A 14158-nucleotide genomic window follows, 5' to 3' on the forward strand; every position below is an offset into this window, starting at 1 on the left:
AACCGGGAAGGTCCTATTGATCAAGCCATTGTGGCATAGACGATGACGTTCTCCACATAGTGTCCGCGCGCCCGGTCGAAGGCGCCGCCGCAGGTGATGAGGCGCAGCTGCGCGTCCGGCGTCGCCCCGTAGACCTCCGCCGTGGGAAAGGCCGCCTTCGGGGCGCTGCGCACCGCGTCGACGGTGAAGGCGGTCCACGCCCCGGCGGCGTCGCGCACCCGGACGGCGGCGCCCGGCCGCAGCTCGCGGAGCCGGGCGAAGACGGCCGGGCCGGTGCGCGAGTCGACGTGGCCGGCGATGACGGCGGGGCCCTGGTCGCCGGGCCGGACGCCCGCCGCGTACCAGCCCGCCTTCATCGGGTCGCGGGGCGTGCCGAGGATCCCGCGGGCGTCGGTGCGCAGCCGCTCCAGCCGGGTCCGCACCCCGATCGAGGGGACGGCCAGCTCGACGGGCGCGCCGTGCCGGACGGCCGGGGCGGCGGACGGCGGCACCGCGACCTGGCCCGGCACCGGGCGCCAGCCGGTGGGCGTGGCCGCGGCGTCCGGGCCGGGACGCGCGCCGCACCCGCCGGCGAGCAGGGCGCACAGCGCGGCGGCGAGGGCGCGGCGGATCACGAAGCGCGCCGCCGCCTCAGCGCGTACAGCCCGAGGCCGAACGGCAGCGCCGGCGCGGCGAGCCACCAGGGCGAGGCGCCCGCCGCCGCGGCGGAGCCGGCGGTGGCGGTGCCGCCGAGGCCGGTGTCGACGCCGCCGCGCGGCGCCGTCCCGGCGGCCTTGGCGGCGTCGCGCAGGTCGAGGAGGCGGAGGCCCTTGGCGCCGTCCAGGGCGATGACGGTGTGCACCGTCCCGGCGGCGAGCGCGACGCGGGTGGACGCCCTGGCGCCGGGCGCCGCGACCTTGACCGCGACCTTGCCGGGCGCGAGCGTCCGGTACGGGGTGGCGGTGCCGAACCGGACCTGCGGGATCAGCGTGCGGCCGCCCGCGGCGACCTTCAGGTCGGGGTGCTTCAGCGAGGCCGCGATGACGCGCAGCCCGGTCCGCCCGGCGGGCAGCGTCGCGGTGTCGTGCAGGACGTCGAGGCGGATGCCCTTGTAGGGGCCCATGCCGGCGACGGTGTAGGACGCGCCGGCGCGCACCCGCACGTGCGCGGACAGCACCGGCTTGGACGCGGCGGACGCGTCCGCCGGGCGCATCGCGACGGTGTACCGGCCGCCGCCGAGCCGCTGGTAGGGCGAGAGCGCGCCGTAGGCGACGTGCCGCAGCACCAGCTTGGGGTTCTTGGCGCCCTCGGCGTACAGGTAGACGTCCACCGCCGGCGTGTCCGGCGACAGGTGCGCGAGCCGGACGTAGCCCTGGCCCGGGGCGGCGGCGGCCGGCGCGGCGGGCACGGCGGCGAGGGCGGTGCCCGCCAGCAGGACGGCGCAGGTGCGCGCGTGGGGGACGGTGTTGCGCATGGTCACTCCACCGATCGATGCGAGGACGACAACCGAGAGTGGCCATACCAGCACAATGCGCCCCGGGCGGCAATGTGTTCACGCTTTCAAACAGATAACGTCACATAGCGTGAGGAAGGATGGCGTCATGCGGCCGCATTAACCCCACAAACGCCACTATCCGCACGGAAGTCATCCGTTACAGTCATCGCCATGTCAGAGACCCCCCAGGATCCGGCCGGAACCACGCACCAGTTCCGGGCCTTCGCCAATCAGGAACAGCAGCAGGCCGAAAAGTCCGGCCCGAGCGCCGCCTTTCTCGCCGGCATCGCCGTCGTGGTGATCGTGGTCGCCGCCGCCGTGGTCGGCCTCCTCCTCGCCCTCTAAGAGGGGTCAGCGGCCGGTGCTGGAGAAGTGCTGGTAGTCCTTGATGCCGCTCCAGGTGCCGCCCCAGCCCCAGCCGATCGCCCGGAACGCCTTCACGGTGCGGTCGCCGGCGTGGATGAGGCCCGGGTCGCGCCGGCTCCGGTCGCCGAACTTCACGCAGTCCTTGTGGTCGATGTGCCCGCTGGAGTCCACGTAGGGGTTCTCGCACGGGTTGAGGTCGACGGCGAGGCCGTAGGCGTGCTGCGACCAGTTGCCGCTGCCGGTCGCGTTCCGGCAGTTGAAGGCCGAGGTGTTGTCGGCCTCGATCGAGTCGTAGTCGCTGCCCTTGTAGGCGTCCACCGGCTCCATCCGGTGGATCGGGTACCGCTGGCCGTACAGCGTGCGGAAGACCTTGACGAGGTCCGCGGCGGCCTTGGCGTTGACGACGAGCCGCCCGTTCGTGTGCGCGCGGTGGTCCATGCCCCAGTAGGTCATCTCGATCATGCGCAGGCCGGACGGCGCCACCGGGCAGCCCCGCCGCCAGGAGTGGGGGAGGTCGCCGGCGTCCACCCGGACGATCCGCGCGGCGAACGCGGGCGTCCCCGACGGCGAGGGCGAGGCGGACGACGCGCCCGGCGAGGCGCTCCCGGACGCGCTGCCGGACGCGGTGGGCGGCGTCGCGGAGGAGGAGGCCCCGGAGTCCGAACCGCCCTGGCCGCAGCCGGTCGCGGTGGCCAGGGCGGTGGCGAAGGCTGCGGCGCGCAGCGGAAGTCGGCTCGGCATGACAGCAGGATGACACGGCGTGATCACTTCGCGTCGGACCCCCGATTCGCTACGGTGCGTTGGAGAGGCCGAAGGAGCCGGTATGGCGGATTCGCAGGAGGCGGGGCTCCCGAAGGAGAGCCACAGCCTGGAGGACGACATCTTCGCGGTGGCGTCCAGCGTCGAGCGCGAGGCCCCCGGCGCGGGCCCCCGCGTGCACGTGCGCCGGCCCGAGGTCCGGGCGCCCGCCGCGCGCGACCTGCGCGCCGGCGCGGCCGGGTTCGGCACCTTCCTGTTCGTCGACCTGGTGATGATGTGGGCGCCGGTCATGATGAGCGACCGCCCGAGCACCACCCCGCAGATGGTCACGCTGCTGGTGCTGGCGTTCGGGCTCGGCGGGCTGCTCGCCTGGAAGGTCGGCGGCGCCTGGCGGCCGTTCGGCTACGGGATGATGACCTGCTGGCTGTTCCTCACCCTGGTGTCGGTCGGCTTCCTCACCGGCATCGGCCCGTGACGGCGGCCCGGTCCCGGGGCGCGCCTCAGCCCTCGTCGATGCGCGCGATGACGGCGCGGAACACGCGGCCGAGCGCCGCCAGGTCGCCGGGGGCGATGACGTCGACCAGGTACGCGCGGACCGTCTCGACGTGGTCGCGCGCGGCCCGGTCGAGCGCGGCGAAGCCCTCGCCGGTGAGGTGGGCGTACACGCCGCGCTTGTCGCCGGGGCAGCCCGCCCGCTTCACCAGGCCCTTGGCCTCCAGCCGCGAGCAGGTGTGCGACAGGCGGCTGCGGGACTGGCTGGCGTGCTCGGCGAGCTCGGCCATGCGCAGCCGGTGCTCGGGGGCCTCCGACAGGCGGACGAGGATCTCGTACTCCGACAGCGACAGCCCGTGCCGGGACTTCAGGTCGCGGTCCATGACCTCGGTGAGGCGGACGCTGCCGTCCACGAAGGCCCGCCAATCACGCTGCTGTGCGGCATCGAGCCAGCGCGGTTCGCTCATGCGGGCCAGTATACGCGGAAATTGAACTTTCAACTATGAGGGGGTGCCGGCCCGCGCGCCGGTCCCGCGCGGCGCCCCCGCCCCCGGGAATAGTTTAAGATTCAATCAGGTTGCAGGGGTCAGCGCGCCGCTCCACCGGGCGGCGCGGGACGAACCCGAGGGAGACCGCGATGCCCGCCGTGACCGCCGACCCGATGGCGCTGCCCCGCCTGCCGCACCTGTCCGGCACCGAGACCGGCCGGCGCCGCGTCGCCAAGGTCGTCACCGCCGCCCGCCACCTGGAGGGCGAGGGCTTCCAGGTCCGCCGCCCCTTCCCGGGCGTGGACCTGGCGATGGCCGACCCGTTCCTGCTCCTGGACCACATGGGCGCCGTCGAGTACGCGCCCGGCGAGGCCAAGGGCACGCCCTGGCACCCGCACCGCGGCTTCGAGACCGTCACCTACATCATCGACGGCGCCTTCCAGCACCACGACACCACCGGCGGCGGCGGGCTCATCACCGACGGCGCCACCCAGTGGATGACCGCCGCGTCCGGCCTGCAGCACATCGAGCAGCCGCCGCCGGAGCTCGTCGCCAAGGGCGGCCTGTTCCACGGCGTCCAGCTCTGGGTGAACCTGCCGCGCTCGCAGAAGTGGGCGGACCCCCGCTACCAGGACATCCGGGCGAGCGACGTGAAGCTGCTGTCGTCGGCGGACGGCGCGTCGCTGGTCCGCGTCATCGCGGGCTCGGTCGGCGGCTTCGACGGTCCCGGCGTCACCCGCACCCCGATCAACTACCTGCACGCGACGATCGCGCCGGGCGCCCGGCTCGAACTGCCGTGGCCGCGCGAGTTCAACGCGATGGCCTACGCGCTGTCCGGCCGCGGCACCGCCGGCGTCGAGGAGATCGCCGTGGACGAGGGGCGGCTCGCCGTCTTCGGCGGGTCGCACCACCAGGGCGACGGGGACGCGCTGGTGCTCCGCGCCGCCGAGAGCCAGCCGCAGGCGAGCGCGCAGGGCTGGGAGGTCCTGGTCCTCGGCGGCCTGCCCCTCCGGGAGCCCGTCGCCCGGTACGGCCCGTTCGTCATGAACACCCGGGAGGAGATCGTGCAGGCGTTCGAGGACTTCCAGGCCGGCCGGATGGGAACGATCCCCGCTGAGACGGTCCCGCATCTGTCCAGCGCGGACGCCTCGCTCTCCTGAGCATCCAGATCACCGTCGAAAAGGGGATACGACCATGGCCGAGCTCGACCGCCCGGTGAACGTCGCCGTCATCTACTACTCCTCGACCGGCTCGGTCTTCGCGCTCGCGAAGGCCGCCGCGACCGCCGCCGAGAAGGCGGGCGCGCAGGTGCGGCTCCGCAAGGTCCGCGAGCTGGCCCCGGGCGAGGCCATCGCCGCCAACCAGGGCTGGGCCGACCACGCCGCCGCCACGCAGAACGTCGTCGAGGCGTCCCTGGACGACCTGGAGTGGGCCGACGTGATCCTGTTCGGCTCGCCGACCCGGTTCGGGCTGCCCGCCGCGCAGCTCAAGCAGTTCATGGACACCGCGGGGCCGCTCTGGGGCCAGGGCCTGCTCGTCAACAAGGTGGGCAGCGCGTTCACCTCGACGGCGACCGCGCACGGCGGCCAGGAGTCCACCATCCTGGCGATCAACAACGTCTTCTACCACTGGGGCGCGGTCATCGTGCCGCCCGGCTACGCCGACCCGATCCAGTTCCAGATGGGCAACCCCTACGGCACGAGCCACGTGTCGAACAACGGCGAGGTGCCGCCCGGGGACGTCGAGCTGGACGCCGTCCGGTTCCAGTCCACGCGCGCCGTCGAGATCGCGGCGGCGCTGAAGAAGGGCCTCGGCGGGCTCTGACCGCCACCGCTCTGACCTGCGAAAACGCCCTGGCCGCAGCGCTCGCTGCGGCCATCGGCGTTTTCCCGGGGCCGGGGTGACGGGCGGGGGGCGATGCGCTACTGTGTTCGAACAGGTCGAACACAGGTTCGAGCTGTTCGGGCGCTCGACCGGGGAGTCGGCATGGTGGCAACGGCGACCGCGCAGGGGGCCGCGCGGAACCGGGAGGCCGGGCAGGGCGCGGCGCGCTGCCGTCCGGACGCCCGCGCGGGCGCTCGTGCGGACGCCCGTCCGGGCGCGCGCGGCGCGACACGCCGTACGGCTTTCTACGCAAATCTACGGCCGCAGCTATACCGCCTCATAGAGTCCGAGACCGTGGACCCCGTGCGCAACCCCTACGCCCCCGGTGCCGGGCAGCGCCCGCCGGAGCTGGCCGGCCGCGACCGCGAGCTGCGGCAGTTCGAGGTGGTCCTCGAACGCGTCGCCCGCGGCCGCCCCGAGCGCAGCATGATCATCACCGGCCTGCGCGGCGTCGGCAAGACCGTGCTGCTGAACTCCTTCCGCTCGCTGGCCATCCAGCGGCTGTGGGGCACCGGCAAGATCGAGGCGCGGCCGGACCAGTCGGTCCGCCGCCCGATCGCCGCCGCCCTGCACATGGCCGTGCGCGAGCTCGCGCCCCGGCACCGCGCGCCCGACCGCATCGAGGAGTTCCTCGGCGTGCTGAAGGCGTTCGCGCAGGCCGGCCCCGAGGACGACGCCAAGGGCAAGGCCCGCGTGCACCGCTGGTCGCCGGGCATCGACGTGCCCGCAGCGCGCGGCCGCGCCGACTCGGGCGACCTGGAGATCGACCTCACCGAGCTGCTCAGCGACGCCGCGTCGGTCGCCACCGACGTCGGCTCGGGCATCGCCCTGTTCGTCGACGAGATGCAGGACGTGCCCGCCGACGACGTGTCGGCGCTCTGCGCCGCCTGCCACGAGCTGTCGCAGAACGGCGGCCCGCTCATCGTCGTCGGCGCCGGGCTGCCGCACCTGCCCGCCGTCCTGTCGGCGAGCAAGTCCTACTCCGAGCGGCTGTTCCGGTACGCGCGCATCGACCGGCTCGACCGCGCGTCCGCCGACGTGGCGCTCCTCGCGCCCGCCGAGCGCGAGGAGGTCACCTTCACGCCCGAGGCGCTCGACGCGCTGTACGCGGCGGCCGACGGCTACCCCTACTTCGTCCAGGCGTACGCCAAGGTCGTGTGGGACGTGGCGCCCGACTCCCCGATCACCGCCGAGGACATCCGGGTCGCCGCGCCCGAGGCCGAGAGCGAGCTCGCCGTCGGCTTCTTCGGCAGCCGCTACGAGCGCGCCACCCCGGCCGAGCGCGACTACATGCGCGCGATGGCCGCCCTCGGCGACGAGCCGGTGGCGACGTCGGACGTCGCGGCCGAGCTCGGCCGCAAGCCCTCCAGCCTGTCCCCGGCCCGCGACGGCCTCATCAAGAAAGGGCTGATCTACAGCGCCGAGCGCGGCCTCGTCGCGTTCACCGTCCCGCACTTCGGCACGTTCCTGCGGACCCAGACCGCCTGAGCAGGAGAATCTACAGCTCTCTAGCGCGAATGCTAGAGAGGCATATGGCGACGCATCGGCGCGGCATGATGTCCCTCTCTACGCTTCTCTAGCGGAAGAGTTAGAGAACCGTAGACATCGCGATGGGCGCGCGCCTCTGCGTCCTTATAGCCATGTCTAGGGAGAACCGTAGAGAGCGGTATCGCGGGGTGGGGGCCCTCAGCGGGCGCGGTGCAGCACGACGAGCGCGACGTCGTCCTCGCGGTGCCCGAACGCGCTGATGACGCGGTCGCTCGCCTGCTCCAGGTCGCCGTCCAGGTCGGCGCCGAGCGCGAGGACGCGCAGCCGCTCCATGTTGACGCTGAGCGGCACCCCGCGGTCCTCGATCAGCCCGTCGGTGTAGAGCAGCACCGACCCGCCCGGCGGGACGGTCGTCCGCTCGACCGCGACGCCGTCCACCGGGAACCCCAGCAGCACGCCGCCGCCCTTGCCGTAGTGCGCCTCGCCGTCCCCCACGTAGAGCGGCGCCAGGTGCCCGGCGTTCGCGACGGCGAGCTCGCCGGTGCGCGGGTCCAGCGTCATGATGCACACGGTCGCGGTCTGGTCGTCGTGGTAGCGCTGCATGACGCCGTTCAGCAGCCCGAGGATCGCGACGGCGTCGTGGCCCTCCTCGGCGAACGCGCGCAGGGCGTGCCGGATCTCGGCCATGACCGTCGCGGCGTGCAGCGAGTGGCCCTGCACGTCGCCGATCGCGACGAGCACCTCGTCGCCGCGGTCCAGCACCTCGTAGAAGTCGCCGCCGACCTCGGCCTGGTCGCTGGACGGCTCGTAGCGCACCGCGAACCGCCAGCCCGGCACGTCTGGGACGCCCGCCGGCAGCAGGCTGCGCTGGAGCGTCAGCGCGATCTGGTGCTCCTCGGTGTAGGAGCGGAGCGCCTCCATCGCGAGGGCCAGCATCTGCCCGAGCTGCCGCAGCAGGTTGAACTCGTCCTCGTCGAGGACGCCGCGCGCCTCCACGCACACCAGGATCGGCGGGCGGCCCCGCTTGGTCCGCACCATCACCATGGCGGCGTCGTCGTCGGTCGCGGCGTCGGGCAGCACGGCGCGCAGCCGCTCGCCCGGCACGAGCGCGACGGCCGTGCCGGTGCCGTCGCCGAGCGTCAGCAGGCCGCCGAGGTCGGCGAGCGCGGACGGCGGGCACTCGCGGTACCAGGGCGGCTCCCCGACCCGGCTGACGGTGCGGCGGCCGCGGCCGTCGGGCGGCAGGATGAACACCGCCGCGGTCACCCCGAAGATCTCCGCGGCGCCGGCCGCGGCGATCGCGGTGAGCCGGTCGAAGCCCTCGGCGGAGTTCAGCGCGAGGCTGGTGCGGGTGAGCGCGGCCATCCGCGACGCCATCAGCTCGGCCCGCCGCCGCGCCCGGTAGTAGCGCAGCACCGCGTCGACCGTCGCGATGAACTCGCCCGGGTCGATCGGGTCGGTCATGTAGGCGTCGGCGCCCTGCCGCAGCCCGTGCGTGCGGTCGGCGACCTCCACCGCCGCCGCCGAGATGTGGATGACCGGGATCGCGGCCGTGTCGGGCGCCGCCTTGATCCGCTCGCAGACCTCGATGCCGCTCATGTCGGGCAGCATCACGTCGAGCACGATGAGGTCGACGTCGGTCTCGGCGAGCCGCTCCCACGTCCCGGCCGCCGACGCCGCCTCCACGACGGTGTGCCCGGCGCGGCGGAGCCAGCTCCCGATGATGTAGCGCTTGGTGTCGTTGTCGTCGACGACCAGCGTGGTGCAGCGTTCGGCCGTCACCGCTTCTCCCCGCTCCCGCCCCGCACGGCGCGCCAGGCGGCGTCCGCCAGCATCGCGGGGCCGATCCTGCCCTTGTCCAGCACCGCGCCCGCCCGGTCCAGCCGGTCGTCGGCGAGCGCGGTGACGTCGATGGAGGTGACCAGCACCACCGGCACGTCCGCGGGCAGCCCGGCGAGGACGTCGTAGCCGTCGCCCGCGGGCATCCGCAGGTCCAGCAGCACCAGGTCGGGGCGGTCGGCGGCGGCGAGCTCCAGCGCCTCGTGCCCGCCGGACGCCTCGGTGACCCGCGCCGCGTCCCCGACCAGGCGCCGCAGCAGCGCCCGCGCCGGCTCCTCGTCGTCGACGACCAGCACGTGCCGCAGCCCGAGCGCGCCGAGCTCGCGCTGCGCCGGCAGCCGCAGCGTCACCGTGGTGCCCTCGCCGAGGACGCTGTCGAGGGACAGGTCGCCGCCGAGGGTCTGCGCGAGCCGCCGCGCGTAGGGCAGGCCGAGGCCGGTGCCGCCCGAGCCGGTGCCGGGCACCTGGTAGAACTCCTCGAAGACCCGCTCGACGTCCTCGGGCGGGACGCCGATGCCGGTGTCGGAGACGGTGAACTCGACGCCGTCGCCGTCCGCGCCGGTGCGCCGGACGGCGAGCCGCACCTCGCCCTCGCGGGTGAACTTCACGCCGTTGGCGAGCAGGTTCCGCAGCACCCGCGTCAGCATCGTCTCGTCGGTGACGAGCGCGGCGGGCGCGTCCGCGACGTCCACCGCGAGGGTGAGGCCCGCCTCGGCCGCCATCGGCTCCAGCAGCGCGGCGAGCCGCGCGACGAGGGCGGGGACGTCCACCTCGGACTGGTCGGCGACGAGGCGGCCCTGCTCGGCCTTGGCCATGTCCAGCAGCTCGTCGACGAGGGCGCGCAGCGTGCCGCCCGCGTCGGCGATGAGGCCGATCTGGTGGCGCTGCTCGGCGGTGAGCGGCTCGGCGGCCGGGTCCAGCAGCAGCCGCGTCAGGCCGATGACGCCGTTCACCGGGGTGCGCAGCTCGTGGCTGATGTTGGCCCAGAACCGGTTCTTGGCCTCGCTCGCCTCGCGGAGCTGGTCGGACTTCTCCTCCAGCTCGGCGTACAGCGCGACGACGCCGCGGTTGGTGTCCTCCAGCTCCTGGGACAGCTGGTTGTACAGGGCCATGACGCCGTGGTTGGTCTCCTCCAGCTCGGCGTTCAGCGACCGCAGCTCCTCGCGCTGGCGGCGGACGTCCTCCAGCGCCCCGACGAGCTCGGCGTTCTGCGCGCTCAGCTCCTCCAGCGCCCGCGTCGGCGCGAGGTGCCCGAGCCGGTCGCGGACGGCGACGACCGCCGCGTCCGCCATGCCGGGGCCCGCCGGCAGCGTCTTGCGGATGCGGATGACGACCTGGTCCTCGACGTCGACGTCCTCCTCGACCAGGTCCATCAGCCGGGACGCCGCGCGGGTGCCCTCGGCCGGCGGCCGGCCGCCCGCGCCGGGGGAGAACCGCAGCTCGACCAGCAGCGCCGACGCCGCGCCGCGCTCCAGCAGGAACGCCGCCTCGACCTGGCCGGCGTGCGCGTACAGGTCGCGGCCGACCTCGCTCAGCGCGGTCGCGACCCGCACCTGGTCCTGGGCGTCCAGCCCGACGGCGGCGGCGACCTCGCGGCCCGCGCGGCGCACGGCGAACACGCCGTCCTCGTCGCGGATGTCGACGCGGAGCAGTTCCTCGGCGGCCACCGGGATCACGCGGCCACCGCGAGGACGGACCGGTCGTCGTGGCGGACGCCGGCGTCGCGCATGAGCGCGGCGGCGACGAGCAGCGGGTCGCGGTGGAACAGGCCGGGCCGGTCGGCGGGGTTCCAGCGGTCGGTGAGGCCGTCGGAGTGCAGCACGACGGAGGCGTGCGGCGGCAGCTCGTAGGACTGCTCGCGGAACGACCGGGCCTGGTGGCCGGCGATGCCCGGGGTGGAGATCATGCCCTGCCGGCGGCCGTCCCCGACGATCCAGCCGGCGACGTTGCCGAGGCCGGCGTAGCCGACGCGGCGGGCGGCCCGGTCGACGACGGCGACGGCGACGGCGCCGCCGCGGGTCGGGGCGAGGCGGCGGTGCACGAGCTGGAGCAGGTCGGCGGGGCGGGCCGGCAGCGCCGCCGCGGTGATCGCGCGGACGGCCTCCTGCGCGGCGCGGGCGGCCAGCGGGCCGTGCCCGAGGCCGTCGCAGAGCAGCGCGTAGACGACGCCGTCGACCTCGCGGACGGCGAACGCGTCGCCGCACTCGGTCTCGCCGTCCAGGGGGCGGGTCAGCCCCGCGAACGGCGGCGTGCCGCCCGGGCCCGTGCCGGGCTGGCGGAACCGGGCGAAGGTGACGGTGCCGGTGCCGGGCACCGAGTACAGGCCGCTCTGGTCGGCGAGCCGCTCGATGGTGCCGAGGCCGATGCCGAGGGTGCCGCTGGTGGAGAAGCCGTCCAGCCGGGACCGGGCCGGGTCGGCCATGCCGGGGCCGCGGTCGACGCAGACGAGCTGGAGCAGCGCGGCGGTGCCGTCGCGGACGATCGACAGGGCCACCTCGCCGTCCGAGGCGTGCTTGACCAGGTTCGTGGCGGCCTCGGTGGCGGCGAGCTGGACCTGGCCGAGGCGCTCGCCGGCGAACCCGATCCGCTCGGCGAGCTCGGTCGCCCGGCGGCGCACGCCGGACGGGGAGCTCTGCTCCTCGGCGCGGATCCACAGGGTGTCGCCGACCGGCGGGCTCACCGTCCACCCGGTCCCGCTCAGCGGGTCCACTTGGTCACCGTCACCGTGGTGCCCTTCCCGACCTCTGTCTCCAGTTCGAACTCGTCCACCAGGCGGCGCGCGCCGGACAGACCGAGACCGAGGCCGCCCCCGCTCGTCCACCCCTCGGTGAGCGCCTGGTCCACGTCCGGTATGCCCGGACCACGATCGCTAAACGCGATGCGCACCCCGGCGCGGCCCCGGGCGTTGACGACGTGCTCCACCCGGACGGCGCCGCCGCCGCCGTAGACGAAGGTGTTGCGGGCCAGCTCGCTCGCCGCGGTGATCAGCTTGGTCTGGTCGACCAGGGACATGCCGGCGTGCCCGGCGGCGGTGCGGACGAGCTGGCGCACCCGCACCACGTCGTCGCCGGAGCCGATGGCCAGCTCCTCGGGGGGCGGTGTCGTCACCGGCGACCGGCCCCGGTATCGGGCAGCGCCGCGCCGAGCAGCCGCATGCCCTTCTCCAGGTCCAGCGCGGTGCGCACGCCGCCGAGCGACAGGCCGAGCTCGACCAGCGTGATCGCGACCGCCGGGCGCATCCCGACGACGACGGTCTCGGCGTCCATCAGCCGCGACATCGACGCGATGGTGGCGAACATCCGGCCGATGAAGGAGTCGACGATCTCGACGGCGGTGATGTCGATGATGACGCCCCGCGCCCCGGTCTTGACGATCTTGTCGGCGAGGTCCTCCTGGAGCGACAGCACGCTCTGGTCCTGCAGGTCGATCTGGATCGACACCAGCAGCACGTCGCCGATCTTCAGGATGGGCACCCGCTCCATCAGGCGCCCGCCTTCGCGTCGACGGCCACGCCGCTGTGGTCGAGGGCGTAGGCGAGGGCGTCGGCCAGGGTGGCCTTGGTGACGATGTCGCCGAACTCGATGCCGAGGGTGACGATGGTCTGCGCGATCTGCGGGCGGATGCCGGAGATCACGCACTCGGTGCCCATGAGCCGGGCCGCCATGACCGTCTTCAGCAGGTGCTGGGCGACCTCGGTGTCGACGGCGGGCACGCCGGTGATGTCGATGACGGCGTACTCCGAGCCGGTGTCGACGAGCATCTCCAGCAGCGCCTCCATCACCACCTGGGTGCGGGCGGAGTCCAGGGTGCCGACGAGCGGGACGCCGAGGATGCCGTCCCACAGCTTCACCACGGGGGTGGACAGCTCCAGGAGCTGCTCGGCCTGGTCGGCGATGACCTGCTCGCGGGCGGCGGCGTAGGTCTCGAAGGTGACCAGGCCGAGGTCGTCGACGCTCTGGGAGAAGGCGATGAAGGCGGTGTAGGTCGCGGGGTCGCCGGCGTTCTCGATCTGCTCGTAGACCGCCTGCTTGAGGGTGAACACGCTGATGGCGGTCTCGCTCGGGCTGAAGCCCTGCCGGGCCCGGGACCGGGAGATGTCGGCGAGGGCGGCGTGCAGCTCGCCCGACGCGGTGCCGTCGCCGCCCGCGGCCCGCTCGATCAGGCCGTACAGCTCGGTCAGCTCGCCGCGCAGCTCGCCCTCGGTGAGCCGGCCGCGGAGGCCCGCGACCACCAGCGCGACCCAGCGGTCCAGCACCGACTCCCTGTGGTCGCGCAGCAGCTCGCCGATGCGCCCCTGCCCGCCGTCCTCGCCGCTCATCGGTCCCACTTCCGGTACGTCATGCTGCTCTGATCGTGCGTCACGTCCGGAGGTTACCGCCCGCCGGTCACTTCATTTGCCGTGCGGCAAGAGTTCGCGCGGGGATCTCGGGCTCGGGCCGGATCAGCGCGGCCCGCACCGTCCGGTCGCGCTCGGCGGTGGAGACGGCGAACACCAGGTCGGCGGGCGCGCCCCCGTCGCGGGCGGGGAACAGCAGGAACCGCCAGCAGCCCTCGCGCCACACGTCGAGGGGCGCGGCGGCGCCGACGGCGGGCGCGTGCCGGCGCCAGGCGGCGGAGGCGTGCAGGGTCTCCAGCGTCTCGGCGAGCGGGCTCGGCCGCCGCTCGCACGGCATCACCTTGCGGCGGCGCCGGCGGAGCGCGGTGATCTCGGGGGAGAGCGCGGCGAGCACCGCGAGCTCCAGCGCCGCCAGCGCGAGCGGCAGCGGGCCGCCGGCGAGGACGCGGAGGCCCGCGTCGGGCGCGGCGAGGGCGAGGAGCGCGGCGCCCGCGAGCAGCACCGCGCGGGCCACGCCGCGCCGCCCGACGCCCTCGTCGCTGAGCGAGCCGAGGCAGCCGCAGCCCGAGCCGGGATGGCGCACCCGCAGCTCGCCGACGACCCAGACCGACGCGCAGAAGACCGCGGTGACGGCGACCCGCGCCGCGAGCGCCGGCGTCGCCAGCAGCGCGGCGGCGAGCGCGCCCTCGGCGAGCGCGAGCGCGACGCCCGCGCGGCGGCTGCGCCGCCACGGCAGCACCCGGCCGCCGTCCCGGGACGGCACCCCGATCACCCGGTGGCGGCCGGTCGCGTCCACCGGCGCGGACACCGGCTCGCGGAACACCAGCTTGGCGGCGCCCGCCAGCAGCAGCACCGCCGCCAGCAGCGGCACCTGCGCGTTCCCGACGCCGGCCAGGACGTCGGTGTCCAGCACGCCCGCGTGCGCCGTGCCCGTGTCCAGCACGCCCGTGTCCAGCACGCCCGTGTCCAGCACGCCCGTGTCCAGCACGCCCGTGTCCAGCACGCCCGTGGTCAGCAAGCCCGTGTTCATCA

At 74.5% G+C, this 14158-nt stretch carries 16 protein-coding genes; 5 read left to right on the plus strand and 11 right to left on the minus strand.

All coding sequences use genetic code 11. From position 1 onward, the window contains the following. Positions 1-20: 20 nt before the first annotated feature. Together K1Y72_RS05670 and K1Y72_RS05675 are read right to left on the minus strand one after the other, a co-directional pair. Positions 21-614: a class F sortase gene (locus K1Y72_RS05670; RefSeq protein WP_220163914.1), complete on the minus strand. Its 594-nt coding sequence runs from the start codon at positions 612-614 to the stop codon at positions 21-23. Further along, positions 611-1453: a DUF4397 domain-containing protein gene (locus K1Y72_RS05675; protein ID WP_220163916.1), complete on the minus strand. Its 843-nt coding sequence runs from the start codon at positions 1451-1453 to the stop codon at positions 611-613. The genes K1Y72_RS05670 and K1Y72_RS05675 overlap by 4 nt, the downstream gene beginning before the upstream one ends. A gap of 192 nt (positions 1454-1645) precedes the next feature. Between K1Y72_RS05675 and K1Y72_RS05680 the strand changes: the two genes are divergently transcribed. Further along, positions 1646-1819, plus strand: coding sequence for a hypothetical protein (locus K1Y72_RS05680; RefSeq protein ID WP_220163918.1), 174 nt, complete (start codon positions 1646-1648; stop codon positions 1817-1819). A gap of 6 nt (positions 1820-1825) precedes the next feature. On the opposite strand, the gene K1Y72_RS05685 is transcribed toward K1Y72_RS05680, so the two are convergent. Continuing rightward, positions 1826-2581: a M15 family metallopeptidase gene (locus K1Y72_RS05685; RefSeq protein WP_220163920.1), complete on the minus strand. Its 756-nt coding sequence runs from the start codon at positions 2579-2581 to the stop codon at positions 1826-1828. An 82-nt stretch (positions 2582-2663) separates the two neighbouring features. On the opposite strand from K1Y72_RS05685, the gene K1Y72_RS05690 reads away from it, so the two are divergent. After that, positions 2664-3074, plus strand: a complete 411-nt coding sequence (locus K1Y72_RS05690; protein WP_220163923.1) for a hypothetical protein — start codon at positions 2664-2666, stop codon at positions 3072-3074. A 25-nt stretch (positions 3075-3099) separates the two neighbouring features. On the opposite strand, the gene K1Y72_RS05695 is transcribed toward K1Y72_RS05690, so the two are convergent. Then, complete coding sequence (locus K1Y72_RS05695) at positions 3100-3558, minus strand: MarR family winged helix-turn-helix transcriptional regulator (RefSeq protein WP_220163925.1); 459 nt, start codon at positions 3556-3558, stop codon at positions 3100-3102. 170 nt (positions 3559-3728) lie between these two features. Here K1Y72_RS05695 and K1Y72_RS05700 point away from each other — a divergent pair, with 170 nt between their 5' ends. From K1Y72_RS05700 to K1Y72_RS05710, 3 genes are all read left to right on the plus strand, one after another. Then, positions 3729-4739, plus strand: a complete 1011-nt coding sequence (locus tag K1Y72_RS05700; RefSeq protein ID WP_220163927.1) for a pirin family protein — start codon at positions 3729-3731, stop codon at positions 4737-4739. Positions 4740-4773: 34 nt separating this feature from the next. Next, the gene (wrbA, locus tag K1Y72_RS05705) at positions 4774-5403 is read left to right on the plus strand and encodes an NAD(P)H:quinone oxidoreductase (protein ID WP_220163929.1); all 630 of its coding nucleotides are present in this window, start codon (positions 4774-4776) and stop codon (positions 5401-5403) included. A 354-nt stretch (positions 5404-5757) separates the two neighbouring features. After that, complete coding sequence (locus K1Y72_RS05710) at positions 5758-6951, plus strand: ATP-binding protein (protein WP_220163931.1); 1194 nt, start codon at positions 5758-5760, stop codon at positions 6949-6951. A 198-nt stretch (positions 6952-7149) separates the two neighbouring features. Here the strand turns inward: K1Y72_RS05710 and K1Y72_RS05715 are convergent, their stop codons facing one another. From K1Y72_RS05715 to K1Y72_RS05745, 7 genes are all read right to left on the minus strand, one after another. Continuing rightward, the gene (locus K1Y72_RS05715) at positions 7150-8733 is read right to left on the minus strand and encodes a fused response regulator/phosphatase (RefSeq protein WP_220163933.1); all 1584 of its coding nucleotides are present in this window, start codon (positions 8731-8733) and stop codon (positions 7150-7152) included. Further along, positions 8730-10466 carry an ATP-binding response regulator gene (locus K1Y72_RS05720; protein WP_308286915.1) on the minus strand — a complete coding sequence of 579 codons (1737 nt, stop codon included), beginning with the start codon at positions 10464-10466 and terminating at the stop codon, positions 8730-8732. Before K1Y72_RS05720 ends, K1Y72_RS05715 begins: the two co-directional genes overlap by 4 nt. Beyond that, positions 10463-11500 carry an ATP-binding SpoIIE family protein phosphatase gene (locus K1Y72_RS05725; RefSeq protein WP_220163935.1) on the minus strand — a complete coding sequence of 346 codons (1038 nt, stop codon included), beginning with the start codon at positions 11498-11500 and terminating at the stop codon, positions 10463-10465. Before K1Y72_RS05725 ends, K1Y72_RS05720 begins: the two co-directional genes overlap by 4 nt. Beyond that, positions 11488-11898 (minus strand): anti-sigma regulatory factor, encoded by a 411-nt coding sequence (locus K1Y72_RS05730; protein ID WP_220163937.1) that lies wholly within the window; start codon positions 11896-11898, stop codon positions 11488-11490. The genes K1Y72_RS05725 and K1Y72_RS05730 overlap by 13 nt, the downstream gene beginning before the upstream one ends. Continuing rightward, entirely contained in the window at positions 11895-12272 is a 378-nt protein-coding gene (locus K1Y72_RS05735) for an STAS domain-containing protein (RefSeq protein WP_220163939.1), read from the minus strand. Before K1Y72_RS05735 ends, K1Y72_RS05730 begins: the two co-directional genes overlap by 4 nt. After that, positions 12272-13108, minus strand: coding sequence for an STAS domain-containing protein (locus tag K1Y72_RS05740; RefSeq protein WP_220163941.1), 837 nt, complete (start codon positions 13106-13108; stop codon positions 12272-12274). The genes K1Y72_RS05735 and K1Y72_RS05740 overlap by 1 nt, the downstream gene beginning before the upstream one ends. Before the next feature lie 67 nt (positions 13109-13175). Further along, entirely contained in the window at positions 13176-14156 is a 981-nt protein-coding gene (locus tag K1Y72_RS05745) for a MauE/DoxX family redox-associated membrane protein (protein ID WP_258571988.1), read from the minus strand. Between the last annotated feature and the right edge of the window lie 2 nt (positions 14157-14158).

The organism is Actinomadura parmotrematis, assembly GCF_019458805.1.
Classification (GTDB): domain Bacteria; phylum Actinomycetota; class Actinomycetes; order Streptosporangiales; family Streptosporangiaceae; genus Spirillospora; species Spirillospora parmotrematis.